The following is a 23,902-nucleotide window of genomic DNA, read 5'->3' on the forward strand; positions in this document are numbered from 1 at the left end:
GATCTGCTCGCTCGTATACGTACGCTTACTCATTGAACGTTCTCCTTAAAAATCTCTAGGAAACCGTCCGCACCCCCTTTTGTCCATCCAAAAACTCGAGTCAAACCGAGTTTGAACCCGACTTTAGCCCGCTAGCAAGCCGAAAAGTCCGGATAAAACCAACACCAAGTGTCCTATAGGCCTTAGATCCACCCATAATGTAGAGGCTCTTGACGTTCTTTACAAAAGTGCGGTCCTTGACTACCGCGGTCGCGATATTCGTCAGCGGCCCGATCGCTACCACGCTCACCTCACCCGGTTGGGCAGCGGTAATACGAAGAAGAGCGTCAACAGCGTGCTCATCCTCGACGTGCGTCGTCGTAAAATCAATACTCAAGCCGCCGGTGCCGTCACCGTGCACGTCCTCCGCGGACACCCACTCGCGTAGCATCGGCTGCGAGCAACCCACGTGAATGGGAACTTCGCCGAGCTTACCAGCAGCATTAAGCGTCATCTGCGCATTTTTGATCTGCCGCTCAAAACCAACATTTCCGGCCACCATGGTAATGGCCCGCAAATCAGCCCGCTCATCGAGAAGGCCGAAAAGAATCGCCACGCAATCATCCTGCGCGGTATCAGTATCGAGGATAAAAGGTACCTTCGTCATGAGTGCTCCTAGTAACTCTCGTGGCCGTTTTCCCCGGTCACGATGGCGACCGAGTTCGACGATCCCACCAGGGCCGCTCCGGCCCGGATCAAAGATAGTGCATGGTCAAAGGTGGAGATACCACCTGATCCCTTGATGAGAACGCCCGCGGGTGCCAGGCTTTTCAAGAACTTAATGGATGCGACGCTCGCCTTTTCTACCGAACCGGACGACGCATTTTTGAGATACTTCACACCAGCTTCCACGGAAAGTTCCACCGCGGCGCGGCGTTCGTCCTCGGTGAGGAGCGGCAGTTCGAGCATCACCTTAACGGGCACACCCGCGGCGACGACGCCGGCAATATCCTCGCGGAACTTGTCATATTCGCCGTCTTTAAGCCATCCGATCTGCACCCCGATATCAATCTGGGTAGCGCCGGCCTTCACCAAAGCTTCGGCTTCCGCGGCTTTCCCGGCCAAAGTCATCACCCCGGTAGTCGGAAAATCAAGAGCGGATGCCACTTCAATCCCGGTTCCTTCCAAAACCTTCGCGGTAATAGGCACCTGAGATCCAGCGACCATAGCCGCGTTGAATCCATATTCGATGGCCTGCTCGGCGTGGCGGATCGATTCGGCCCGCGTGGTTCCGGTCTTAATGAGGGTATGTTGGATATACGGAGCTAAATCGCGCGGGTTCGTAATATTTTCCGGCGCGATACGCGTAGTTTTTTCCATTATTTATCCTTCCGTTCGGATTGTTATGAGTTTCGTGGAAGTACGACGGCGCAGCGTTCGGCACCGAAGCGGGTATGAAGATCATCAATGCTGGGTATACCCGGCAGCACTCCTTCTTTTTCTACGGTAAGTGCGCCGGCGCAATTCGCGAAGCGAGCCGCCTCCACCGGTCCGGCCCCGCAGGTCGCCGCCGCCGCGAGTGCCGCATTCGTGGCATCCCCCGCCCCGGTGGTATCCACAACAGCGCGCGGCTTCTCAGCTGAAATTTTCTCCGCCCTGCCCCCGCTTTCGCACACATAGCAACCCGCTGCTCCGTGAGTGAGCACCACGGTGCACTCCAGAGCTCGGGCGATACGCGCAGCTTTCTCTTGGGGTGGGAGGGCAGCGAGCGCAGGAGCGGCGGCGGCGTTCCCCAACATCTGCAAAAGCGCAACCGCTTCCGTTTCGTTCGGCGTGATGACATCGACCTGCCGCAACACATGTTCGGGTAGGCGCGGCACCGGAGCCGGGTTGAGGATGACGCGCGCTCCGGCCGCGCGCCCAAAGGTGATGGCCCGGGCCACGCTGGCCGCGGGAATTTCGCAGGAGATGAGAACGGTGTCCACACTCTCGAAAATCGCGGCATGCGCGCCGATATCCGCCGGGCTGAGCTGGTCTAAGACCCCGTTGGCTAGAATAATCCGATTTTCTCCGGTGGCATCCGTAATAATCGCACCAACCATAGTCACGCCTTCTTTGGTAACGACGGCGGAGGCGTCCACACCCTCGGCCGCCCACATCTCACGTGCGGCGTGCGCGTACCAATCCGAACCGACAGCGGTGAGTAAGCTGACCGGGATACCTAGCCGAGCTACCCCGACTGCCTGGTTCGATGCTTTGCCGCCGTGTTCCTGGCTGAAGCGCGCCCCGGAAATGGTTTCTCCATCCGCGGGCGGGCGCGCGGTGAAAAACGACAGGCCGACGCCGTAGCCGCCGACAACAAGTATTCGCATTGCTCCCCCTCGAACTCGTGCGTTAAGGCGAGGGTAGCAGTGTGAACAAGCATATACAAGTAGGTACAGCTAGTGGACAAGTTTAGACCGGTAGCGGGGTGCGGTGCACGATGGAGTGAATCCGCAGGCGATCCGGGCGAATCCAGATCCGCGAAGTTTCTACCGGACGGTCGGAGGCGTCGTAGGTTACTTGCTTCATATCGATAAGCGGGAAACCGTGCGGAATTCCGAGGATACGCGCAAGATTGCGATCCGCCCCGGTGGCCGAAATGGTGCGGCTGCCGTGCGAGAGGGCGATGCCGAGACCATTTTCCAGAGTGCCGAAGAGGGAATTTTCCGCGTAATCCTGCTTGACGAGGATGGCACGTTCCGCGCACAGCGGGGGGAGAACCACCCAATTATCAAGGAGCGTGATGGAGCCTTCGGCATCGCCGCGCATGCGGCGCAGGTGGAAAATGCTGCCATCAACTCCCAGCGCAGCCGCAATCGGCGGCGGGGCAGGAATGACTTCCTGGGCGAGCACCCGGGTGGTGTAGTCAATGCCGCGCTGCTCAAGTTCTTCGGCGAGGGTGGTGAGGGAGGAGGTGAGCGGCGAGCGCACAATATCGTGGGCGATGAACGTGCCGCGCCCACGCACCCGCACCAGCAGGCCTTCGTCGATGAGCTGGTCCACGGCTTTACGCAGGGTCCCCCGGGCCACATTGAGCTGTTCGGCGAGGGTGATTTCCATGGGAAGCTGGTCACCGCGCCGCCACGCACCGGTACTCACTTGTTCACGCATCCAGGTGGCGAGCTGCCGAAAAATCGGAGTGGGGGCATTGCGGTCAAGGCCCGGGGACTCGGTGTGCATGGTTCCTCACCATCGCTTCCTGGACGTCTATGTTCGGCTCTATGTTCGGATCCGGGCTGCTTTGCCCGGCATCTCTAGGGTACCGCGCGGCCTGGGAGGGCGCTGGAAAGTACCTGATGGTGGGCTGGCGGGCGGGAGTGCGCCGGGGCGTGAGGCGCGGGTGCGAGGCGCGGGTGCGAGCGGATTCGGAACGCGAGGCGCGGGCGGCGCCGGAGACGGTATATTCTTTCCGAGCTGTACCGCGTATGTACCACAAACGCAGTACATTCCCGTCGCCGCCTTCACGCGCCGAGGTTTCCGAAGGCCACCACGTGCACGCCATCGGGACGGGTGTAACTGAGGCCCGATCCGGTCACCACCACGAGGAGCGGATCGGTGCTTTTCACATACCGCCGCGCGAACCGCTGTAAATTCGCGGCTGCTCCATCAATAATGCTCGGAACCGAGCCGAGTTTTACTTCTACCAGCGCCGTACGCCCACCAACGTCCAGGATGCCATCCACTTCCAGCCCGTCAGCGCCGCGGCCGTGATAAATATCGGTACGAGCCAGGTAGCGCAGATCGTGCACAACCTGGGATTCGAAAAGCTGCCCGAAAAACTCCAGGTCGTCCAGGAGTTCGCGCTCGCTTGCGTGCAATGCGGCGACGGCAAGCGCCGGATCGGCCAGGTGATGCTTGGGCGCTTCTCGGAGCGGCGCTGCGGAGCGAAGATGCGCGCGCCAGGCTGGCTGCGGCGTCGTAATAAAAATACGCTGCAAAGAATCGAGGTAGTCACGCACCGAATCGCGCGCCAGGCCGGTATCGCGCGCCAGGGCGCTGACGGACATTTCCGTTGCGGTTCCGCGCGCGAGGGAGGTGAGGAGAGCCGCGACGCGCTGCGGGTCACGATATGTATTGTCCGGAATTCTAATGTCGACGGCGCAGACAGTCTCCAGATAATCACGATTATTAGCACGAGCTTGTTCCGTGCTGAGCTCGAGGTTGCCCGGCCAGCCCCCGTGCGCGATGCGCTGGGCGATATCCGGAACGGTGAGGGAGGAGGAGGCCGGAGTTATCGCAGCTCCGGGCGGTAATTGCGCGAGCTCACGCAGGGAGACGGCGCTGTCACTGTGCCCGGTTTCCGCGAAGGTCATAGTTCCCATCACGAGGCGCGCGAACCGCCCCGCACCGCTATGGCGGGCGGCGCCCTCGCCGGGAGCGGTGGAACCAGTAAAAATGAACTGGCCCGGGCGGTGGCGCCGATCAATTTCATGCCGGGCGAGATCCCATAGCACCGGGTAAACCTGCCATTCGTCCACAAGCCGCGGGGTATCGCCCTCGAGGACAAGCTGCGGGAGCACCGCTAATTGCTGTTCGAGCTGCGGATCGATATCCGCCTGGATCGCACTCTTGGCATACCGGCGGGCCGTCTCCGTTTTCCCGCAACCCTTAGGCCCGGTCACGAGCACACCACCGGCGCGCGCAAGGGCGTCCTCCAGCTCGCTATCGGCCAGCCTGGGCCGGTAAGAGACACTTTCCTGAGCCATATCGCCCGCTTTCATTTTCCCTGATATTTCGCGCTTTTAGGGCGGAGTCGTCAGTTTATGGACCATACAGTCGTCAGTTTATGGACCATACAGTCGTCAGTTTATCGGAAATCGAGTCGTCAGTTTGTGGGGATTTCAGTCGTCAGTTTGTGGAGCGCGGGCGATCCCATTGAAGATATCCTTGGATATAGCGACCTTAGCACTTGCTTCACAACGTTGTAGGAGAGGTAAGTTATGAACACATCCACGGTGGACATCCGCTTCGAACCTTGGGAACTTGAGTCAATTCAGGCGCACGCCAATACGCTGGGCCAAAGCGTTTCGAATTTCCCGTAGGATTACTCGCGAAGACCCCGAAACGATCACCAGCCTCGGCTGAATCGCCGGGGTTACGTTTATCCCGAATAGGCCTCTGGCTTGGTCTTCCGGCTTCACAGAATGTACATTTCGGACCTGACGAGCCGCAAAATGTACATCAGGAACATAAAACCCGCTGAAAACTGTCACCCACGCACATTTTGCTGGCGGCCTAAAGGCCAAGCATGAAAGGAAAACCTGGTGGAGCTAAGGGGACTCGAACCCCTAACCCCCTGCTTGCAAAGCAGGTGCGCTACCAATTGCGCCATAGCCCCTAAGATTCCGGCGCGGGATCCGGAACGTGGTGCCAACGAGAATGCTCATCCATCACGTGCACCAGGGCAGCGACAGCACAACATCCAGCAGCAAGTGAGCCGAGGAAGAAACCAACCCGTTTCATAAGCCTCCTCGTAACCGTGGGCCTAGATGGACTCGAACCATCGACCTCAGTCTTATCAGGACTGCGCTCTAACCAACTGAGCTATAGGCCCGGTGACCACATGAGTTTACACCGGCGAGCCGCTGTTTCCAAATCGTTTTGCTTGCGGTTCGCGTCACACCGGTCCGATGGCGTGCTCAAACACTGTTGTCACACCCGGGAACCCACACCCCCATTCGCGCGTTTTCCCGCACCCGCACGCGCATTTTCTACAACGACGCCGGCGCCGGCGAAGCCGGCGCGCCCGGCCGGCACGTGGCTAGCTCAGCCGCAGCAGGGGCGGGTGGCTGGTGGCCAGTAACTAAGCCAACCGCAGCAGCCGGCGCAGCGGCACCCCAATCCAGGGAGTCACCAAGCGGATGGCCGGGCCGGTGAGCACCGCAGCCGCGAGGGTGCCTTCTCGCACGCCCACGAGCTCCCCGAGCATCGCGAGCGACAATGCGCTGGCCAGAACAACCAGGGCGGCGTCGTTATAGACCTTAATGGCGCCGAAATTAGTCCAGCGATGCACGCCGAAGCGGCGCACTGTTTTCCGGTAGATTGCGATCACCACGCCTTCGCCGGCGTTGACAATCGCCCCGAAGCTCACCTCCACGCAGATTCCTACCGCGAGCACCGCCACCCCGCCCAGGCAGAGCAGCCACTGCTGCGGGTAGCTCGAATACGTGATCTGACCGAGGATCGCGCCAGCCGCTTCGATACCCGTGGCCATAAGTACAGCCATGGGTAATTGTAGAAATTCCAGCGGCGGAAATTCCCGGCGCAGCAAGGCCACCTGGATAACAATGAACACCACGTGCATACACCCGGTCAGGGTGCCCACCGAGATCGGCGTGATGCGCGAGACCACGTAGGGGAGCGAAGAAATGGGGGAGGTACCCAGGTCAGAAGCGATAGCCAGCTGGATACCGAAGCCCATAATGAATAGGCCCAGGGCCAGCACAAGGTAGCGGATAACCCACAGCCACCACGGGACGCGCGCCCTACTCATCGGTGACTGTCAGGCGCAGTCCTCCCACCAGAGCAGCGAAAAGATTGTAGATAAGTGCCGCGATCGCGGAGAGCGCGGTCAGAAGCACAATATGGATAATCCCCACCAGCACAGCGAAAGCCATCCAGCGGCCAAATTCCATGTATTCACCCACCCGCAGCAATTCTTCATTGCCAAGGGTGTCAAAAAGATCCGACATTTGGGAGAACACGTGCATGCCGTCCAGCACGAACCAGATAAGCATCATCGCGATGACAATCATGATGCCAATCGCCACGGACAGCAGGAAGCCGATTTTCATGGCGGACATCGGCTCCACCTTGGCGATAGTCATCCGAATCCGGCGGATGCCCACGGTTTGCTTCGCGGGAGCAGCACCTTCCGGAGCGGATACCCGCGGGTAGGCGCTCGCCCGCTGCCCGGTAGCAGCCGGGCGCCCCGCCCCGGCGGCTGACCCGCTGGCGCCCCGGGGCGGGGCGCCAGCTGCGCCGTCGTACCGCGGAGACGAATGCGCAGGTGCGGAAGCAACGGCCGGACCGCTGTGGCCCTCCGCGGCCATCGGCATGGCGCCACGCACCCGGGTTGCCTCCAATCCCGCGGCATCACGCCCGCGGCCGGGCTGATGTTCCGGAGTGTGTTGTGTATCTGTCATCTCAGTTCTCCCAGGTTTCCGCGGCCGGTGCCGTAGGTTCCTCCGGTTGCGTAGCCGCCGTAGGTTCCGCCGATTCCGATTCGGTAGCCGGTTCCTCCGCTGCCGCCTGCTCGCCGGCGGCGGGGACCTCATCTTCTTCTATCTCCACCTCAGCATTACGCGCGACAGCAATAATTCTGTCACCCTTATCGGGCCGCACGAACGTAACGCCCTGGGTGTTGCGGCCGGTGAGCGACACTTCATCAACCGCGGCGCGCATCACCTTGCCCGATTCCATAATAGCGAGCACTTCGTCACCGCTGGACACCATGAGCGCGCCCACCAGATCCCCGCGGGCTTCGGTCAGCTTCGCCACCTTAATACCCATACCGGCACGCCCCTGCACCCGGTATTCATCCGCGCTGGTCCGCTTGGCAAAGCCCTGTTCCGTCATCACGAAAACCTGGGAATCATCATGTACAACGTCCATGGTCAGCAACGAATCATCCCCGCGGAATTTCATGCCCGTCACCCCGGAAGCCGCCCGGCCCATCGGCCGCAGCGATTCCGCATTCGCCGTGAAACGCAAAGACATCCCGTGGCGGGAGACGAGCAGCAGGTCATCGGCATCATCCACGAGGGAGGCGGCTACCACCTCGTCGCTGCTCCCATCCGCCAGCTCGCGCAGCTTAATCGCAATCAAACCGCCCGAGCGCGGGGAATCGTAATCCTGGAGCGGGGTCTTCTTCACCAGCCCGGACTTTGTGGCGAGTACCAGATACTTCGCGTCGTCGTAACTGCGAATCGAACGCACCGCCGCGATGGTTTCGCCGGGCTGGAAGGCCAGTAGATTCGCCACGTGCTGGCCCTTAGCGTCACGCCCACCTTCGGGAAGTTCGTAACCCTTGAGACGGTAGACCCGCCCGAGGTTCGTGAAGAACAAATGCCAATCGTGGGTAGAAGCAATCCCGAAATGATCGACCACGTCGTCTACGCGCAGCGAAGCCCCGCGAATACCCTTACCGCCGCGATGCTGGGCGCGGTATTCACTCACCTTGGTGCGCTTGACGTAACCCGAGCGCGTGACTGTGACCACCACGTCTTCTTCGGGGATGAGGTCTTCCACGCTCATCTCCCCGTCATAGGGGAGGATGGTGGTGCGCCGGTCATCGCCGTACTTATCGGTAATGGCCTGCAGCTCTTCAGAAATAATGGAACGCTGGCGATCCTCCGAAGCCAAAATACCGCGGTAGTCCTCCACGAGGGCCCGCTTTTCTTCGTATTCGTCCAGGATCTTCTGGCGTTCCAGTGCGGCCAGGCGGCGCAGCTGCATTTCCAGAATCGCATTGGCCTGGTCCTCATCAATATCGAGGAGCTCCATGAGGCCGGTGCGAGCCACATCCACGGTGGCCGAAGCACGAATCAGCGCAATAACTTCGTCAAGAGCATCGAGAGCCTTGAGGTAACCCTCGAGGATATGCATGCGCTTGAGGGCTTCGTTGAGGCGGTATTCGGTGCGCCGGCGGATCACATCCATCTGGTGCGCGACCCAGTGCCGTACGAAACCATCGAGGGAAAGCGTACGCGGCACCCCGTCCACCAGGGCCAACATATTCGCCGGGAAATTATTTTGCAGTTGCGTGTGCTTGTAGAGATTATTGAGGACCACCTTCGGTACCGCGTCGCGTTTAAGAACGACGACGATACGCTGGCCGGCCCGCCCCGAAGTTTCATCACGGATATCAGCAATACCCGGGAGGCGGCCATCCTTAATACCCTCCACCATTTTGTCCAGCAAGCGATCCGGATTGACCTGGTAGGGCAGATCGGTGATGACCAGGCAGGTGCGGCCGCCGATCTCATCCACTTCCACCACCGCACGCTGGGTGATGGACCCGCGCCCGGTCCGGTAAGCATCCTCGATACCGCGAGTCCCCAGGATCGTTGCCCCGGTGGGGAAATCCGGGCCCTTGATGCGGCGCATGAGCTCGCCCAGGAGTTCTTCGCGGGAAGTATCCGGGTGGGCGAGGTACCACTGCACGCCGTCATTCACTTCGCGCAGGTTATGCGGTGGGATGCGGGTGGCCATGCCCACCGCGATACCTTCGGAGCCGTTTACCAAGAGATTCGGGAAACGGGAGGTGAGGATGGTCGGTTCCATGAGCGAGCCATCGTAATTCGGCTCGAAATCAACCGTATTTTCCTTGATATCCCGTACCATTTCCAAGGCGAGGGGAGCCATCCGCGCTTCCGTGTACCGCGGGGCAGCCGCACCCAGATCACCGGACGTACCGAAATTACCCTGCCCGGACACCAGCGGGTAGCGCATGGACCACGGTTGGGCCAGGCGCACCATGGTGTCGTAAATGGCGGCATCACCGTGCGGGTGGTAGTGCCCCATAACATCGCCCACGATTTTCGCTGACTTGGAGAAGGAGGAATCGGGCCGGTATCCGCCGTCGTACATCGCGTAGATAACGCGCCGATGCACGGGCTTGAGGCCATCGCGCACGTCCGGCAGCGCGCGGCCCACAATAACGGACATGGCGTAATCGAGGTAGGAACTCTCCATTTCGCGCTGGAGATCCACCTCCATAATCGCGCCGTGATTATACGTGGACGTCGTTTCGCTTTCGCTCATAATGATGACAAATCCTAGATATCGAGGAAGCGCACGTCGTGCGCATTACGTTGAATGAAGCCGCGGCGAGAATCCACATCTTCGCCCATGAGAACACTGAAGGTTTCGTCTGTTGCGGCGGCCTCCCCGATGGAGACCTGCTTGAGGGTGCGGAATTCCGGATTCATGGTGGTATCCCACAGTTCTTCCGCGTTCATTTCGCCCAGACCCTTATAGCGCTGGATACGCTGCGATTCTTCGCGGGGCAGCCGCCAACCCTTGTCTTTGCCTTCTTCGAGCACATCATCGCGTTCCCGATCCGAGAACACGTAGGAATGCGGGGCATTCGTCCATTTGATGCGGTAGAGCGGGGGCATAGCCAGGAAAACATGCCCAGCTTCGATAAGCGGACGCATGTAGCGGTACACCAGAGTGAGCAGGAGCGTTGCAATATGCGAGCCGTCCACATCCGCATCCGCCATGAAAATGATCTTGTGATAGCGCAGCTTATCAATATCGAATTCATCACCGATACCGGTGCCGAAAGCGGTGATAAGCGATTGGATAGTATCCGAGGAAAGCGCCCGATCCAGGCGGGCCTTTTCCACGTTAAGGATCTTGCCGCGGATGGGCATAATCGCCTGGTGTTCCGGATCGCGCCCGTTCACGGCGCTACCACCGGCGGAATCACCTTCCACAATGAAGATTTCGCATTCTTCGGGTTTATTCGAGGTGCAATCCTTAAGCTTGCCTGGCATCGAGGCGGATTCCAGCACAGATTTGCGGCGGGTCGCTTCCCGGGCTTTGCGGGCGGCCGCGCGGGCGGCAAAAGCCTGGGTACCCTTGCGAATAATTTCTTTGGCATCCGCCGGGTGTGAATCAAGCCAATCACTGAGCTGGGTGTACATCTGCTGCTGCACGAAGGTGCGCGCTTCGGTATTCCCGAGCTTGGTTTTGGTCTGGCCTTCGAACTGGGGATTACCCAGTTTTACGGAGATCACCGCGGTGAGGCCTTCACGCACATCATCACCGGAAAGATTCGGGTCCTTATCTTTGAGGAGCCCGTGTTCGCGCGCGTACTTATTAATCACCGAGGTGAGTGCGGAGCGGAAACCTTCTTCGTGCATTCCACCTTCGGTGGTGTTAATCGTATTGGCGAAGGTATTGACCGATTCGGAATAGGCCGAGGTCCACTGCATGGCCACTTCCACTTCGATCTGTTTCTCATCATCTTCAGCTTCGAAGTAGATGATGTCGTTATTGATGATCTCCGACTTTTTCATCGAGTTGAGGAACTTGACGTAGTCGAGCAACCCGCCGGAATAGCAATAGGACACTTCGCGCCGGGCCGGAACTTCCGCCGCGGTTTCACCTTCGACCCCGGTGACTTCATCGCCTTCCGAGGTGGCGGAGGTGCGCTCATCAATGAGGTTAATGCGCAAATTCTTATTGAGGAAAGCCATCTGGTGGAAACGCTTACGCAGCGTTTCGAAATCATAATCCGTAGTTTCGAAAATATCCGGATTGGCCCAGAAAGTCTGGGTAGTTCCTGTTTCGGTGGTTTCTTCCCCGCGTTCCAGTTCCCGGGTGGGAACCCCGTTTTCATAGGCGATCCGCCACACATAACCATCGCGCTTGACAATAGTTTCCATGCGGGTAGATAGTGCGTTCACCACGGACACACCCACACCGTGGAGGCCACCGGATACCGCGTAGCCGCCCTGGCCGAATTTACCGCCGGCGTGCAGCACGGTCATGACCACTTCCACCGCGGGACGCCCTTCGGTGGGGTGCATATCCACGGGGATACCGCGCCCGTTATCTTCCACGCGGACCCCACCATCCTCACGCAGGGTCACCGTGATGGTATCCGCGTAGCCGGCCAGCGCTTCGTCAACGGAATTATCCACAACTTCGTAGACCAGGTGGTGCAAACCACGCTCCCCGGTAGAGCCGATATACATACCGGGGCGTTTGCGCACCGCCTCAAGGCCTTCGAGGACGGTAATATTCGATGCATCATAAGATTGATCGGGGGATACTTCGCCGACGTGATGCGCAGGGCTCTGCTGAACCGGGCGCTGTTCCGGCTCGGGATGACTCGTTGTTTCCGACACGCGCGGAACACTCCTTCAGGCTAACTCTCAAAAATGGGCCTCTCCCGCGTTAACCGCCGTTCTGGTAGGTACCTACGCTGGAGAGTCCCTCGTCTATTCTAGCCTATAAGCAGCTATGAAACTGAGACGGAGGACCGCTGTGCTGGAGATGTCCGAGCAAGAATTCGAAGAGGCGGTGGCCGATGCCATCGATCTGCTGCCCGAGGCTTTTCTTGCTTCCCTTCCCAATGTGGTGTTTTTAGTGGAAGAAGAACCCGAGCCGGATATGCTCCGCCCGGAGGATTACGACGAGGACGGCTTACCCGCGGTGCTCGGTTTTTACGACGGGGTAGCGCTCACCGAGCGCGGGGATGACGCCGGCTTACTTCCCGACCGCATCTTTATTTTCCGCGGCCCGCTTATGCGCTGGTGCGAAACTCGCGAAGAATTAGTGGAGGAAATCGGGGTCACTATTATCCACGAGGTTGGGCATTTTTACGGTTTGGACGACGACGCCCTGCATGCCCTGGGCTGGGAATAGCCAGCATCGGTGCGCCGGGCTATCCGTAAGTATCCCGGGGCCCGCGCCCGGGAACGGAGAGCGGCCCATGCTTCCAGCTGGGCCGATGCGGACCCAGAATCACAATGTCTTTGACAATCCCCTCCCCTATTTCAGCGGCAATCCGCCCGGAAAGGGTGGCGAGGAGCGCGCGCATCTGGGTTTTCCACGAAGTGGAGGAAGCGCGCAGGGTGAGAACGCCGTCGTCGGAAAAATCCTCAATACGGCAGTGCCGCGCCACATTCGGTCCCACAATATCGTCCCACCGCGCGGAAACGGAGGCGATATCGAGGTGGCTTTGCCAGCCGCGGTCGCGGATCGTGCGAGCCAGGAGTTCACCAACCGGATGCGGGTCGCGCCAGGAGGGCCGGGCCCCGGATCCCACATCACCCCAACCCGGGCCGGGGCTAGCCACCGGATCACCAATGCGATCCGCCACGCCGGGTTCTCCGGCTGCGCCCGTGCTATTCGCCGCAATGTAACGGGGTGCCGCGGCGGGGCGGCGGGTACGCACATCCCCGCGCCGGAAAGCTGCTTCCCGAGCGGCATCCAAGGCGTGGAGCGCGAAGAGATCTCCAGCCTCACGCGCCATCGCGCACCTCCTCGGTTACCGCGCTACCGTTCACTTCTTCGGTCAACGTACCGTCACGAAGCTCCCCGGTAATGCTGCCCGCCGTAATATGGAGGCGATCCCCGCGCAGGCTTTCGGGCAGGTCATCGCCCACCGCGGCGGTAACAATCACCTGGTCAGCCTGCGCCACCAGCTCAGCCAGGCGCTCCCGGCGCCGGGCATCAAGTTCAGCAAAAACATCGTCGAGAAGGAGAATGGGTTCGCCATCCTCGCTCAGTAACTTCCAGCAGGCCAGACGCAAGGCGAGGGCGTAACTCCAGCTTTCCCCGTGACTGGCATAGCCTTTGGCCGGCAGGGTTCCTAAAGATAAGCGCAGGTCATCGCGGTGTGGACCCACCAAATTCACGCCGCGCTCAATTTCTTGATCCCGGCGTTCATCCAGCTGAGAACGCAGCAGAGACCGGGCGGTTTCCACATCCCGCAGCGCCTCTTCTTGGGCGGTGACGGCCTGGCAGCTGGCGGCGTCGTCGTTTAACAGTGCGGCAGCATCGGGAAGAGTGAAACTACCGCGCCACGCATTCGCCGCGTAATCGAGGCGGGCGTGCCCGCGGTTACCGGACACAATGTTGTACATATCCGTGACATACGGGCGTAGCCGCGCCACCAATTCAGCGCGGGCAGCCACGATCTGGGCGGCAAGGGTGGCCAGCTGTTCATCCCATACATCAATAGCGGCGTGATCCACTGCTTTTCCGCGGCGGCGCGCGGCTCCCGCAGTTTTCAGAAGGGCAGCACGCTGACGGATCACCCGTTCATATTCACTTTTCACCGAGGCGAGCCGCGGGCGGAGCTGCACCATAAGGTCGTCCAGGAAAGCGCGCCGTACCGCAGGTTCGCCGCGCACAAGAGCGAGATCTTCGGGTGCGAAGAGCACCGCGCGGATCGTTCCGAGAATTTCTATCGGGCGCACATTACCGCGATTGAGGCGGGCTCGGTTAGCACGCCCGGCATAAATTTCCACTTCCGCGGTGGTTGGTGATTCGCCACGCACCACCCGGGCCTGTACCACGCCAGCGGTCGCACCCTGGCGGATCAGGGCATTATCGGAAGAAACTCGATGGGAGGTGAGAGTGGCGAGGTAGGCGATAGCCTCCACCAGATTGGTTTTCCCCTGGCCGTTCTCGCCCACGAGGATAGTCACCCCGGGGCGGAAACGAGCCACTTCACGCCGGTAGTTACGAAAATCCGCCAGCGCTAAGTCAGAGATGTACACTCACACCCGCGCCTTAGGAATAGGTGCGAATCGGCATGAGGAGGAGGCGGAACTCATCCGTATCGGAGCCGGTTTCTTCGGGTTGGCCGGTAATAACCGCAGGTTTCGTGGGGCTGGTGAAGGAGAGACGCACGAAGGGTGTATCTACCGCGGTCAAGCCATCTTGCAGGTAAGCCGGATTGAAAGCCATCGCAATGTCTTCTCCGGTGAGGGTTGCCGGCAGTGCTTCACTGGTTTGCGCCGAATCGTTTTGACCGGCGTCCAATACCACGCTGCCTTCGCTAAAGCTCAGGCGCACCGCGCTATTTTTTTCGACGACGAGCCGCGCACGCTTAATGGCATCAAGCAACATGAGGCGATCAATCACCGCGTAGCCATTGACGGTATCCGGGAAGAGAGCCCGAACCTGCGGGTAATCGCCGTCGATAAGGCGAGCCACGTTCTGGCGGTCCGCAGCCCGGAAACCAATGAGGCCGGTACGTCCGGTGGTATCCAGGGTCATGCGCACATTACCAACCGAGCCGAGGGACTTCGCAATATCGGAAAGCCGACTGGCCCGTACCAGGATTCGCGCGGAAATCTGCGGATCTTCCGGTTCCCAGGTGAGGTTAGCGATGGCCAGGCGGTAGCGGTCAGTTGCCATGAGGGCAATATTTTCACCGTTGATTTCAATGCAGACCGAGACGAGGAGCGGAAGGGTGTCATCGGTGGAGGCGGCGGTGACAGCCTGGGCTACCGCATGCTGCCAGGCCGCACCATCAACCACGCCCGATACCCCGTCGAGGGGCGGAGCGGCCGGGTAATCTTCCAGCGGCATCGAGGTCATGACCATGCGCGAAGAGCCGCATTGGAGATCAAGTTTGGTTCCTTCGACAGTGAGGTCAATGGGCTTATTGGGGAGTGCGCGGGCATATTCAGCCAGGAGACGCCCGTGCACCAAAATAGTTCCGGCTTCTTCTACATCACCGGTAATTTCAGCGTAGGAGGAAATATCAGGATCGTAAGAGGAGAGTGCAACGACACCGGTGTCTTTGGCTTCAATTTTGATCCCGGAGAGGATGGGCAGCGAAGGGCGGGTGGGGATAGTGCGTGCCGTCCACGAGACGGCGTCCGCGAAGACATCGTGTTCAATCCGCAATTTCACAGCGAACCTTCCTCCCAATGACAAGAACTTCTAGAGCTACTTTACGCGAGGGAGGGCCCGGAAGGAAAAGAATTTAGCGGCTTTGTAATTACAACGGTGTAGTTTACCGCGGCGGGTGCACAGGCCCTCGGCGACCGGTTGTTGTCCGTGCGAGTGTTAATAGGTAGTGGTAGTAGTAGGTGCTGTGGACACTGTGGAAATGTGTTCGAAACGGCGTGAGCATGCGGATCCTGCTTGTGGATGGGCCTGTGGACGGCATTGTGGATAATGAGGGCTTTCGGGGGATGAGACACTTTCCTCACGTGGCTATCCACCGCTAGATCTCGCCGATCCGCTAAATTTATGCTTCTGTCCACAGCTTATCCGCAAGACCTGTGGATAGCTTTCATGCACGTAATGTGGGTGAGGAAACAGGGCAAGGTTCAGGCTGGCATTAAAGATGATGTGACGCAGATCGTCAGGTAGCTGCGTCGTCGCACTACATTAGTCGCACTACATGTGCCGAATTCAAAGTGCCGCACTAAACGTGCCGCACGGACGAAACGCGAGCTACAGCGTTACTCCGCCTGGCTGGCGGCCTGCTTAATACGCACGGAAAGCTCGGAGACCTGGTTATAGGTGGTCTGCCGCTCGGCCATCTGCTTATCGATTTTGCGATAGGCGTGCATGACGGTGGTGTGGTCGCGTCCGCCGAAGAGCGAACCGATCTTGGGGAGGGAAAGATCCGTCATTTCCCGGCACAGGTACATGGCGATTTGCCGCGCGGTCACCGGAATCCGGGAACGATCCGCGCTGGTGAGATCATCAATGGTGATGGAGAAGTAATTCGCCGTTTGCGCCATGATGAGGCTCGGTTTAATATCCACCGAATCCGGATTGGTAATAAGATCCTTGAGAACCATCTCGGATAGCGTGAGCGAAACCGGCTGCTTGGACAGATCCGCGAAAGCGGTGACCCGCCGCAGTGCGCCTTCCATTTCGCGCACGTTTGTGGTCATATGCGTGGCGATATATTCATGCACCTCGCGCGGCACGCTAATACCGTCCACATGCGCTTTCTTTTCCAGAATAGCGATACGGGTTTCCAGATTCGGGCGGTCAATACTGGCCACCACCCCGGAGTTAAAACGCGAAAGCATCCGCTCTTCGAAGCCATTGAGTAGATTCGGGGCCACATCGGAGGTAATAACAATCTGCTTATTGGAATTCGTCAGAGCATTGAAGGTGTGGAAGAACTCCTCCACGGTGGTATCACGCCCGCCAATGAATTGGATATCGTCGATCAGCAAAATATCGACTTTGCGGAAAGAATCCTTGAATTCGCTTTGCCGGCCGTCGCGCACCGCGTTAATAAAAGCATTGGTGAATTCTTCGGCGCTGATATAACGCACGTGAATATTCGGGTAGAGCGAAATCGCATAATTCCCGATCGCGTGCATAAGATGTGTTTTCCCCATCCCGGAATCCGAATAGAGGAAAAGTGGATTATAGGTAGTTCCGGGTGCTTCGGAAACCGCTAGCGAGGTCGCGGTCGGAAAACGATTCGAATCCCCAATCACAAAATTATCGAAAGTGTATTTCGGGTTGAGCCCGGCGGCCGTGGACATCGCCGCAAACGAAGGATCGGCAGAATTCCCGTAAATTTTTTCTTCCCCGGAGGCCATTGCCAAAGTTGCGAGGGAGGTCGGTTCAGTTTTTTCGACCGGTGCGGTTACTCGCGGGGAACTCAGGGCCGACGGCGCAGCAGCGGCCACCGGCTCGGCGGGAAACTCCGGGTAGCCCCCCGGTTCCTCCCGGGTGAAATCTCGATAGGTAGCGGACTGATTCCACTCCGAATCCGGGGATAGTGCAGTGGGAGTTTCCGCGCGGCGCGGAGCCGGAGCGGTCTCTACCGGGCGGGATTCGCGGCGTTCCGCAGCCGGGAGTGGGGATTCATTGACGCTTGGATCAATGGAAATAACCAAGCGAATGTTGTGGCCAAGAATATTGGATAGCGCCCCGGTCATAAGATCGGCAACGTGCTCCTCGATCCAGTTCTTCACGAACTCGGATCCCACCACGATCATGAAAATGTCCTCGGCGGTGGCGAGTGGATTGGCCATGCGCACAAAAGCGGATTGCGAATCGGAGAGGTCACCCTGCATGCGCAGCAATTCTAAGGCTGCCAGCCAAGCATCGCGCGCGGGGTTCATCTCCGCCATGACATCCTCCTGAGGACTCTCCTAAGAAAAAAGGGGGCGAGCCTCGCAGCCAGGTGATCCGAGCGCCGTTGATGATCACGACTGTAAGTTTCACACTATCTGGTGAGGCCATGCCCTATCTGTCTGCCTATCGTAGGTGAATTGACGCGCAACACGCTAACAAGTTATCCACAGGCTTCTCCACACCTGTGGAAATTACATCCCTGTTATTCACAGGTCACTTGCGCGCTGTGGAGCCTTAAAAACCTATCCTCAATCTTTTCCACAGATGTGTATAGGTCGAAAAAATTGCTTCGGTACGTGTTTTCTCACAGTGATCATCCTTGAGATAACGGTCACCGCGCGCTAAAAACCTTTGACTCATCGGCCCGATCTCGCGTAAAGTCATCTAGTCCATGCGTGGTTCAGCCACGCGTTATTTGTCAAGAAGGGCCGCCACCGCTTGTGGATAAGCCCGTCAATATCTAGTGGAGGGGATCACCGTGGTTAAGCGGACTTTCCAGCCGAATAATCGCCGTCGCGCTAAGGTACACGGTTTCCGCAAGCGCATGTCGACCCGCGCGGGTCGCGCTGTTCTGGCAGCTCGCCGTCGCAAGGGTCGCGCCAAGATTTCGGCTCAGTAAATGCTTCCAGCCGTTCACCGCATGCGGAGTTCGGCGGATTTCGACTCGGCCTTTTCCGGAACGCGCGGCTCTGCGCGGCGCGTCCAAGTCATCCTCGGCTCCCAGTCGGAATCGACCCTAACCGGCCCTCACCCTGTGCGGGTCGGTTTTGTCGTATCCAAAGCCGTGGGAAATTCCGTGGTGCGGCATCGGGTATACCGGCAACTGCGCCATCTCATGCGTGCCCGCCTAAGTTTTTTTGACGACGGCGATCTCGTCGTCGTTCGCGCTTTTCCCGCCGCGGCGGGAAGTAGCAGTGCGCAACTCGGTGCCGATGTGGACCGAGCGCTCGCCAAGGCACGCGCGCACCGTTCTCGGCTGGTGAGCACCCCATGACGCCGGCGCGGGACAACGGAGAAGCGGAAGAACGGCGCAAAGAAAGCATGCTGGTACGAGCGGTGCGCTGGTACCAACGCACAATCTCAGCCGCGCGTCCCCCGCGGTGCCGCTATGCACCGAGCTGTTCGGCCTATGCGATACAAGCCATACAGATTCACGGGACCGGCAAAGGTACACTTTTAACCGTGTGGCGCTTGCTACGGTGCAACCCATTGACGAAGGGCGGCGTAGATAGAGTGCCACCACCGGGTCAGTGGCCAAAGAAACCATTGGACCAAGATGAGCTTCTCGAGCTTTACGCCAAAGAAGACGCGTTAGACGATAAGAACAACGCTACGGACAATCCCAACGAGGGTCGTCCAGCAGCGTGAGGAGAAACTAAGTGGATACAATTCTCGCTCCGTTTATGTGGGCGGTCTCGTGGGTGATGTACGGCATCCATGAAGGACTCGTACTCCTGGGTATGAACCAGGGCGCTGGGCCGGCCTGGGTATGCGCCATTATCGGCCTGACCATTGTGGTTCGTCTGCTCATCTTGCCGCTGTATAACCGGCAGATTCGTGCTTCCCGGGCAATGCAGGTGCTGCAACCCGATATCCAGAAGCTGCAGAAGAAGTACAAGGGGAAGCGGGACCAGGTGTCCATGCAGCGGCAGCAGGAAGAACTGCAGGCGCTCTACCGCAAACACGGGGCCTCCCCCATGGCATCGTGCTGGCCCATGCTTGTGCAGATGCCGATTCTCTTCTCGCTGTATCGGGTGCTTATTAACTTCCCCTCCATTGCGACGGGTAAGCGTGGTCCCATCGGGCCGATTACGCAGTCGGTTGCGCAGGATTTCGAAGAAACCACCTTCTTTGGTGCTCCGATGTCCGCCACTATTTCGACCGCAGGTCAATTTGCTAATGCCACCCAGGTGCGGATTGTCGCCGTCGTTCTTGTTGTCATCATGATCGTCAGTATGTTCTGGACGCAGCGTCAGCTCATGACGAAGAATATGCCGGAACAGAAGGATCCGAATAACGCGGCCCTGCGCATGCAGCGCATGATGCTCTACGGTATGCCGCTGATTTATGTCTTCTCCGGTGCGGTCTTCCCGGTGGGTGTGCTCATCTACTGGTGTGCCGGTAACCTCTGGAATATGTGCCAGCAGAGCTGGTTCATCCGCCATAACCCGACTCCCGGTTCGCGGGCTTATATCGAACGCGAGAAGCGCATTCTGGAAAAGCGTAAGCGCAAGGGTCTTACCGATGAGGAAATCGCCGAATTGGAAGCTGAGGAGCAGAAGGGCGGCCAGCGCTACCAGCCGATGAGCAAAGAACGCGCGAAGAAGGCCGGGCTGAGTCCGGATGCTTATATGCCGCGTCCGGAGGATGAGGATGATGACGATAAGCCTGCCGTCGGTAAAGATGGTTTGACGGATGAAGAACGCGCCCGCAAGCGCTACGAACGCCGCCAGGCCGAACGGGCTCGGGCCCGCGCCAAGAAGAATAAGAAAAACCGCGGGAAATAACACCCGGCTACCGGCGTAGAACAAGCTAAACTTAGTCAAAGAAAAGGAACGGACGGGTTGCGCAAAATCTTGGCAGCCCCAGAAGGGGATCCCCCGGATACCAGGAGAAAGAATGAGCGAAACGTCTGAGGATATTAAGAAGCTCGATCGCGAAGGCGATATTGCGGCTGATTACCTCGAAGAACTGCTGGATATTGCTGATCTCGACGGCGATATTGATATCTCGATTGACGAAGATCGTGCCACAATCGCCATTGTCACCGAGGGGGAAGCTGATGAGCGGCTGCGCCGCCTGGTGGGCCGGCACGGTGCCACTCTTAATGCACTCCAGGATTTGACCCGTCTCGCGGTTCAGGAAAAGACCGGGGAACGCTCGCGCCTCATGTTGGATATCGCGGGGTACCGCGATGAGCGGCGCGCCAAGATCGAGGAAATCGCTGCGGAAGCCATCCGCGAGGTACAGGAAACCGGCGATGAGATTGAGCTGGATCCCATGAATCCTTTTGAACGCAAGGTGGTGCACGATGCTGCTGCCGCTGCCGGACTTGTTTCCGATTCCGAGGGTGTAGGCGCGGGGCGTCACGTGGTTATCAAGCCCGCGGATGAGGATTAAGGCGAGGATTAATACGCATATATGGCGGAAGAACATCCGATGATCGAGGTTCCTCCTGCCGCCGGAGCTGACTATTTCGGCACGGCGACATGGGGAACCTTGCTTCATTTTGCGCGCCTACTCGAAGAGGAAGGCGAGGTACGCGGGCTGGTGGGCCCGCGCGAACTCGGCCGCTTATGGTCCCGGCACCTTCTCAATTCGCTAGCTATTGAGGAATTCATCCCCGCGAATGCTACGGTGGGTGATGTGGGTTCGGGGGCTGGTTTCCCCGGAATTGTGCTGGCAATTGTGCGTCCAGATGTCACCGTGACCCTCATCGAATCTATGGAGCGGCGAACCGAATGGCTACGCTACGTGGTGAGCGAATTAGGTTTGCGGAACGTGAAGGTGCGGACCGCCCGTGCTGAACAGCTCAAAGGCCGTTTCACTGCGGATATCGTGACTGCCCGGGCGGTGGCGGCTCTCAAAAAACTACTGCCGTGGACGATGCCGCTGGTTAAACCGGGAGGCCGTTTGGTGGCCCTCAAGGGCGAGCGTGCTGCCCAGGAAATTGACGACGCCGCAGCGCAATTGCAGCGTTACGGAGCTGTGGACGTTGCGGTTCATGCGGTAGTTCCCTTCGGGACGGACGAGGCTACTCGGGTAGTAGAAGTGGTTAAAAAGGCGTCGTAGGTAGCTACGGTAGCGCGCTTCACCACTTAGGCGTGTGGCCAAGTAACGAGGGGAACGCGTGTCGGTTTCGCCGGGTGTATCGAACATATGTTCGTGGTATGTAGTTGTTGTGGATAACGTACGTGACGCAGATGACGGCGGCACAGAGACGCCCTAATACCGGCTAGAATATTCTGAAGTAAGGAGGGCGTTATTTATGAGTGATCCCCGCAAAAAAGTTGGACGTCGTGCTGCGCCGAGTTCGGCACCTTCGCCTGCACCACAGGATCGGGACACTCCGATTGCCCGCGAACTTCGGGAGGATTTTAAGCGCCTCAAGAAGGTAAAAGCGAGTAAGTTCCAGAAGCCGGAGCACACTCGCGTTGTTGCGGTGACGAATCAAAAGGGTGGTGTCGGTAAAACCACCACTGCTGTGAATATGGCGGCTGCCCTCGCTCTTAATGGTATGCGGGTCTTGCTGGTTGATGCGGATGCGCAGGGGAATGCTTCGACCGGCTTGGGTATTAGCCCACGGGAAGAACGCACTGACGTTTACGAAGTTTTTAAGGGCGAAGCGCGGCTGGAGGATGTTCTTATTCAGCTCGAGGATATTCCGAATCTCTACGTGGCACCCTCGAGCATCACCTTGGCGGCTGTTGATTTTGAATTAGGTCAGGTGCCGGGGCGTTATTCTATTTTGCGGGACGCAATTCGGGAAACGGTAGCTAGTTTCGCAGCGCAGGGCAAAGCTTTTGACTTCGTCTTTATTGATTGCCCGCCGAGTATGGCGCTGTTGCCGGTGAGTGCGCTGGTGGCTGCTGATGAGGTTCTGGTCCCGATTCAGGCGGAGTTTTATGCCCTGCAGGGTGTGGCGCAATTGGTACAGACGGTTGAAGACGTGCGCTCGTCCCGGAATGAAAAGCTGCATATCTCTGCTTTTATTGTGACGATGGTGGATACCCGTACAAATCTCGCGAAAGATGTATCGGAGGAAGTGCGTTCACACTTCGGTGATCGGGTACTTCATACGGAGATTCCTCGATCAGTGGCCGCTGCGGAAGCGCCGTCTTTCGGGAAGAGTGTGCTCACCCATGATCCCCGGAATCGGGCGGCTATTGCGTATCTTGCAGCAGCAAAAGAATTTTCAGCTCTCTCATAGTTAGGAGCCATCGTGGCAACTCGCAAACGGCGTGGTTTAGGTAGTGGACTCGGGGCCCTTATTCCACCGGAACAGGCAGAGAATACCGAGAGCCCTATCGATATCTTTTTCGGTACGGTGAAGAAGAAGGACTCGGGGTCGCCGGAAGCTGCGGGCTCACGGCAGTACGAAGATCATCAGCAGGATGATGCTAATCCCCTCGACCTTGGATATGGTCCGGTAAGCGAAAATGTTTCACGTGAAACATTGGGCGGTTCGCAGCGTACGGCTTCGAAGCTGTCGGCCGCTGCGCCTAAAAAGAAGGTGTCCGGCAAGAAATCTGAGGTCATTAACGGAGCGGTCGAAGCCAAGAGCGTTGTTGCAGAATCAAAGGATCTAGCAACCGCGCAAGCTGTGGGAACTGTGGAAGGTGTCGAAACCGCAGGGGCAGGTGTTAAGGCCAGCAATGTTTCACGTGAAACATCGGACGATGATCTTGTTGCAGTTCCGGGTGCCACCTACGGCGAGATCGACGTGAGTGTCATTATCCCCAATCGGGCCCAGCCCCGTACCAATTTCGACGATGACGATTTAGAGGAACTCTCACAGTCAATTAAGGAAGTGGGAGTTCTCCAACCTATTGTTATTCGTCCGCTCCGTAAGCCTGTGGAAGATCACCCCGAGGCACGTTACGAACTCATCATGGGCGAGCGGCGCTGGCGAGCAACCCAGCGGGCTGGTTTGACTCATATTCCGGCAATTATTCGGCGCACCTCCGATGAAGACCTGCTCCGCGATGCACTTCTGGAGAATTTACATCGCGCGGATCTTAATCCCCTGGAAGAAGCAGCTGCGTATCAGCAACTACTCGAGGACTTCCAATGCACCCAAGATGAGCTTGCGAAGAGGATTGCACGCTCACGGCCACAGATCACCAATACGCTACGACTTCTGAAGCTCCCCGCTTTGGTGCAGCGTAGAGTGGCAGCGGGTGTGCTCTCATCTGGGCACGCGCGTGCGCTTCTCGGTCTTGCGGACGCAGGGGCGATGGAACATCTCGCGCAGCGGATTGTGGCAGAAGGATTGTCTGTTCGGGCGGTTGAAGAGATCGTTGCACTTGGGGATGAGTCCACCCAGGCTTCCGTGCGTCGAGTCCGGGTCAAGCGTTATGAAAACGAACTGAGTTCGGTAGCAACGCAACTCGGAGACCGGCTCAATACTCGCGTCAAAGTGGATATGGGCCGTACAAAGGGAACTATGCGCATCGACTTCGGTTCACTCGAGGATCTCAATCGCATTCTGAGCGTGCTCGCACCGGATGTTACAGGCGTAGAGATTCCCTAAGGGGAAGATAGTTAGTAGTAGATCGTTGGTCCTTCG

22 protein-coding genes and 2 tRNA genes are annotated in these 23,902 nt (G+C 58.5%); 9 read left to right on the forward strand and 15 right to left on the reverse strand.

All coding sequences use genetic code 11. The features are described 5' to 3' along the window. Positions 1-100: 100 nt before the first annotated feature. The 11 genes from ACRQEG_RS02505 to gyrB form a co-directional block, all read right to left on the reverse strand. Entirely contained in the window at positions 101-646 is a 546-nt protein-coding gene (locus tag ACRQEG_RS02505) for a nucleoside hydrolase (RefSeq protein ID WP_435733768.1), read from the reverse strand. Between the two features lie 8 nt (positions 647-654). Then, positions 655-1,359: a deoxyribose-phosphate aldolase gene (gene deoC / locus ACRQEG_RS02510; RefSeq protein ID WP_320757913.1), complete on the reverse strand. Its 705-nt coding sequence runs from the start codon at positions 1,357-1,359 to the stop codon at positions 655-657. A 23-nt stretch (positions 1,360-1,382) separates the two neighbouring features. After that, positions 1,383-2,351: a ribokinase gene (locus ACRQEG_RS02515; protein WP_435733769.1), complete on the reverse strand. Its 969-nt coding sequence runs from the start codon at positions 2,349-2,351 to the stop codon at positions 1,383-1,385. Positions 2,352-2,433: 82 nt separating this feature from the next. Beyond that, positions 2,434-3,201: a GntR family transcriptional regulator gene (locus ACRQEG_RS02520; protein WP_320757911.1), complete on the reverse strand. Its 768-nt coding sequence runs from the start codon at positions 3,199-3,201 to the stop codon at positions 2,434-2,436. 281 nt (positions 3,202-3,482) lie between these two features. After that, complete coding sequence (locus ACRQEG_RS02525; RefSeq protein ID WP_320757910.1) at positions 3,483-4,727, reverse strand: ATP-binding protein; 1,245 nt, start codon at positions 4,725-4,727, stop codon at positions 3,483-3,485. Positions 4,728-5,283: 556 nt separating this feature from the next. Then, a tRNA-Ala gene (locus ACRQEG_RS02530) sits at positions 5,284-5,359 on the reverse strand. 142 nt (positions 5,360-5,501) lie between these two features. After that, positions 5,502-5,575 (reverse strand) — tRNA-Ile (locus ACRQEG_RS02535). A 249-nt stretch (positions 5,576-5,824) separates the two neighbouring features. Continuing rightward, positions 5,825-6,514 (reverse strand): YczE/YyaS/YitT family protein, encoded by a 690-nt coding sequence (locus tag ACRQEG_RS02540; protein WP_435733770.1) that lies wholly within the window; start codon positions 6,512-6,514, stop codon positions 5,825-5,827. After that, complete coding sequence (locus tag ACRQEG_RS02545) at positions 6,507-7,166, reverse strand: DUF3566 domain-containing protein (RefSeq protein WP_435730772.1); 660 nt, start codon at positions 7,164-7,166, stop codon at positions 6,507-6,509. Before ACRQEG_RS02545 ends, ACRQEG_RS02540 begins: the two co-directional genes overlap by 8 nt. A gap of 1 nt (position 7,167) precedes the next feature. Next, positions 7,168-9,786 (reverse strand): DNA gyrase subunit A, encoded by a 2,619-nt coding sequence (gene gyrA, locus ACRQEG_RS02550; RefSeq protein WP_320757397.1) that lies wholly within the window; start codon positions 9,784-9,786, stop codon positions 7,168-7,170. Positions 9,787-9,800: 14 nt separating this feature from the next. Then, the gene (gene gyrB, locus ACRQEG_RS02555; RefSeq protein WP_284901285.1) at positions 9,801-11,882 is read right to left on the reverse strand and encodes a DNA topoisomerase (ATP-hydrolyzing) subunit B; all 2,082 of its coding nucleotides are present in this window, start codon (positions 11,880-11,882) and stop codon (positions 9,801-9,803) included. A gap of 148 nt (positions 11,883-12,030) precedes the next feature. Here gyrB and ACRQEG_RS02560 point away from each other — a divergent pair, with 148 nt between their 5' ends. Then, complete coding sequence (locus ACRQEG_RS02560) at positions 12,031-12,402, forward strand: metallopeptidase family protein (RefSeq protein ID WP_231366691.1); 372 nt, start codon at positions 12,031-12,033, stop codon at positions 12,400-12,402. Positions 12,403-12,421: 19 nt separating this feature from the next. Here ACRQEG_RS02560 and ACRQEG_RS02565 read toward each other — a convergent pair whose 3' ends face one another. The 4 genes from ACRQEG_RS02565 to dnaA form a co-directional block, all read right to left on the reverse strand. Further along, on the reverse strand, positions 12,422-13,012 hold the full coding sequence (locus tag ACRQEG_RS02565; protein WP_284901286.1) for a DciA family protein: 591 nt from the start codon (positions 13,010-13,012) through the stop codon (positions 12,422-12,424). Continuing rightward, entirely contained in the window at positions 13,002-14,264 is a 1,263-nt protein-coding gene (recF, locus tag ACRQEG_RS02570) for a DNA replication/repair protein RecF (RefSeq protein ID WP_320757398.1), read from the reverse strand. Before recF ends, ACRQEG_RS02565 begins: the two co-directional genes overlap by 11 nt. 13 nt (positions 14,265-14,277) lie before the next feature. Then, positions 14,278-15,408: a DNA polymerase III subunit beta gene (dnaN, locus tag ACRQEG_RS02575; protein ID WP_016442054.1), complete on the reverse strand. Its 1,131-nt coding sequence runs from the start codon at positions 15,406-15,408 to the stop codon at positions 14,278-14,280. A gap of 557 nt (positions 15,409-15,965) precedes the next feature. Continuing rightward, a complete protein-coding gene (gene dnaA, locus ACRQEG_RS02580; RefSeq protein WP_435733771.1) occupies positions 15,966-17,609 on the reverse strand; it encodes a chromosomal replication initiator protein DnaA in 1,644 nt (547 codons plus the stop codon). Between the two features lie 482 nt (positions 17,610-18,091). On the opposite strand from dnaA, the gene rpmH reads away from it, so the two are divergent. From rpmH to ACRQEG_RS02620, 8 genes are all read left to right on the forward strand, one after another. Beyond that, positions 18,092-18,232, forward strand: a complete 141-nt coding sequence (gene rpmH / locus ACRQEG_RS02585; RefSeq protein WP_039898524.1) for a 50S ribosomal protein L34 — start codon at positions 18,092-18,094, stop codon at positions 18,230-18,232. Further along, positions 18,233-18,607 carry a ribonuclease P protein component gene (rnpA, locus tag ACRQEG_RS02590; protein ID WP_410374591.1) on the forward strand — a complete coding sequence of 125 codons (375 nt, stop codon included), beginning with the start codon at positions 18,233-18,235 and terminating at the stop codon, positions 18,605-18,607. 47 nt (positions 18,608-18,654) lie between these two features. Then, positions 18,655-18,981: a membrane protein insertion efficiency factor YidD gene (yidD, locus tag ACRQEG_RS02595; RefSeq protein ID WP_320757445.1), complete on the forward strand. Its 327-nt coding sequence runs from the start codon at positions 18,655-18,657 to the stop codon at positions 18,979-18,981. A gap of 11 nt (positions 18,982-18,992) precedes the next feature. Then, positions 18,993-20,120 carry a membrane protein insertase YidC gene (gene yidC / locus ACRQEG_RS02600; RefSeq protein ID WP_320757399.1) on the forward strand — a complete coding sequence of 376 codons (1,128 nt, stop codon included), beginning with the start codon at positions 18,993-18,995 and terminating at the stop codon, positions 20,118-20,120. Between the two features lie 112 nt (positions 20,121-20,232). Then, entirely contained in the window at positions 20,233-20,733 is a 501-nt protein-coding gene (locus ACRQEG_RS02605; RefSeq protein WP_016442050.1) for a Jag family protein, read from the forward strand. Between the two features lie 21 nt (positions 20,734-20,754). Then, positions 20,755-21,405 (forward strand): 16S rRNA (guanine(527)-N(7))-methyltransferase RsmG, encoded by a 651-nt coding sequence (gene rsmG, locus ACRQEG_RS02610; protein WP_320757400.1) that lies wholly within the window; start codon positions 20,755-20,757, stop codon positions 21,403-21,405. 196 nt (positions 21,406-21,601) lie between these two features. Beyond that, a complete protein-coding gene (locus ACRQEG_RS02615) occupies positions 21,602-22,543 on the forward strand; it encodes a ParA family protein (protein WP_320757401.1) in 942 nt (313 codons plus the stop codon). Positions 22,544-22,555: 12 nt separating this feature from the next. After that, positions 22,556-23,866 (forward strand): ParB/RepB/Spo0J family partition protein, encoded by a 1,311-nt coding sequence (locus ACRQEG_RS02620; RefSeq protein ID WP_320757402.1) that lies wholly within the window; start codon positions 22,556-22,558, stop codon positions 23,864-23,866. Positions 23,867-23,902 lie beyond the last annotated feature (36 nt).

It is taken from the genome of Actinotignum stranguriae (assembly GCF_051265215.1).
Classification (GTDB): Bacteria; Actinomycetota; Actinomycetes; order Actinomycetales; family Actinomycetaceae; genus Actinotignum; species Actinotignum schaalii_C.

Bases quoted from the DNA above. Each gene is read 5' to 3' on its own strand.
- ACRQEG_RS02505 (WP_435733768.1), bottom strand. From the start codon at position 646: ATGACGAAGGTACCTTTTATCCTCGATACTGATACCGCGCAGGATGAT.
- deoC (WP_320757913.1), bottom strand. From the start codon at position 1,359: ATGGAAAAAACTACGCGTATCGCGCCGGAAAATATTACGAACCCGCGC.
- ACRQEG_RS02515 (WP_435733769.1), bottom strand. From the start codon at position 2,351: ATGCGAATACTTGTTGTCGGCGGCTACGGCGTCGGCCTGTCGTTTTTC.
- ACRQEG_RS02520 (WP_320757911.1), bottom strand. From the start codon at position 3,201: ATGCACACCGAGTCCCCGGGCCTTGACCGCAATGCCCCCACTCCGATT.
- ACRQEG_RS02525 (WP_320757910.1), bottom strand. From the start codon at position 4,727: ATGGCTCAGGAAAGTGTCTCTTACCGGCCCAGGCTGGCCGATAGCGAG.
- ACRQEG_RS02540 (WP_435733770.1), bottom strand. From the start codon at position 6,514: ATGAGTAGGGCGCGCGTCCCGTGGTGGCTGTGGGTTATCCGCTACCTT.
- ACRQEG_RS02545 (WP_435730772.1), bottom strand. From the start codon at position 7,166: ATGACAGATACACAACACACTCCGGAACATCAGCCCGGCCGCGGGCGT.
- gyrA (WP_320757397.1), bottom strand. From the start codon at position 9,786: ATGAGCGAAAGCGAAACGACGTCCACGTATAATCACGGCGCGATTATG.
- ACRQEG_RS02560 (WP_231366691.1), top strand. From the start codon at position 12,031: ATGTCCGAGCAAGAATTCGAAGAGGCGGTGGCCGATGCCATCGATCTG.
- ACRQEG_RS02565 (WP_284901286.1), bottom strand. From the start codon at position 13,012: ATGGCGCGTGAGGCTGGAGATCTCTTCGCGCTCCACGCCTTGGATGCC.
- dnaA (WP_435733771.1), bottom strand. From the start codon at position 17,609: ATGGCGGAGATGAACCCCGCGCGCGATGCTTGGCTGGCAGCCTTAGAA.
- rnpA (WP_410374591.1), top strand. From the start codon at position 18,233: ATGCTTCCAGCCGTTCACCGCATGCGGAGTTCGGCGGATTTCGACTCG.
- yidD (WP_320757445.1), top strand. From the start codon at position 18,655: ATGCTGGTACGAGCGGTGCGCTGGTACCAACGCACAATCTCAGCCGCG.
- ACRQEG_RS02605 (WP_016442050.1), top strand. From the start codon at position 20,233: ATGAGCGAAACGTCTGAGGATATTAAGAAGCTCGATCGCGAAGGCGAT.
- rsmG (WP_320757400.1), top strand. From the start codon at position 20,755: ATGGCGGAAGAACATCCGATGATCGAGGTTCCTCCTGCCGCCGGAGCT.
- ACRQEG_RS02615 (WP_320757401.1), top strand. From the start codon at position 21,602: ATGAGTGATCCCCGCAAAAAAGTTGGACGTCGTGCTGCGCCGAGTTCG.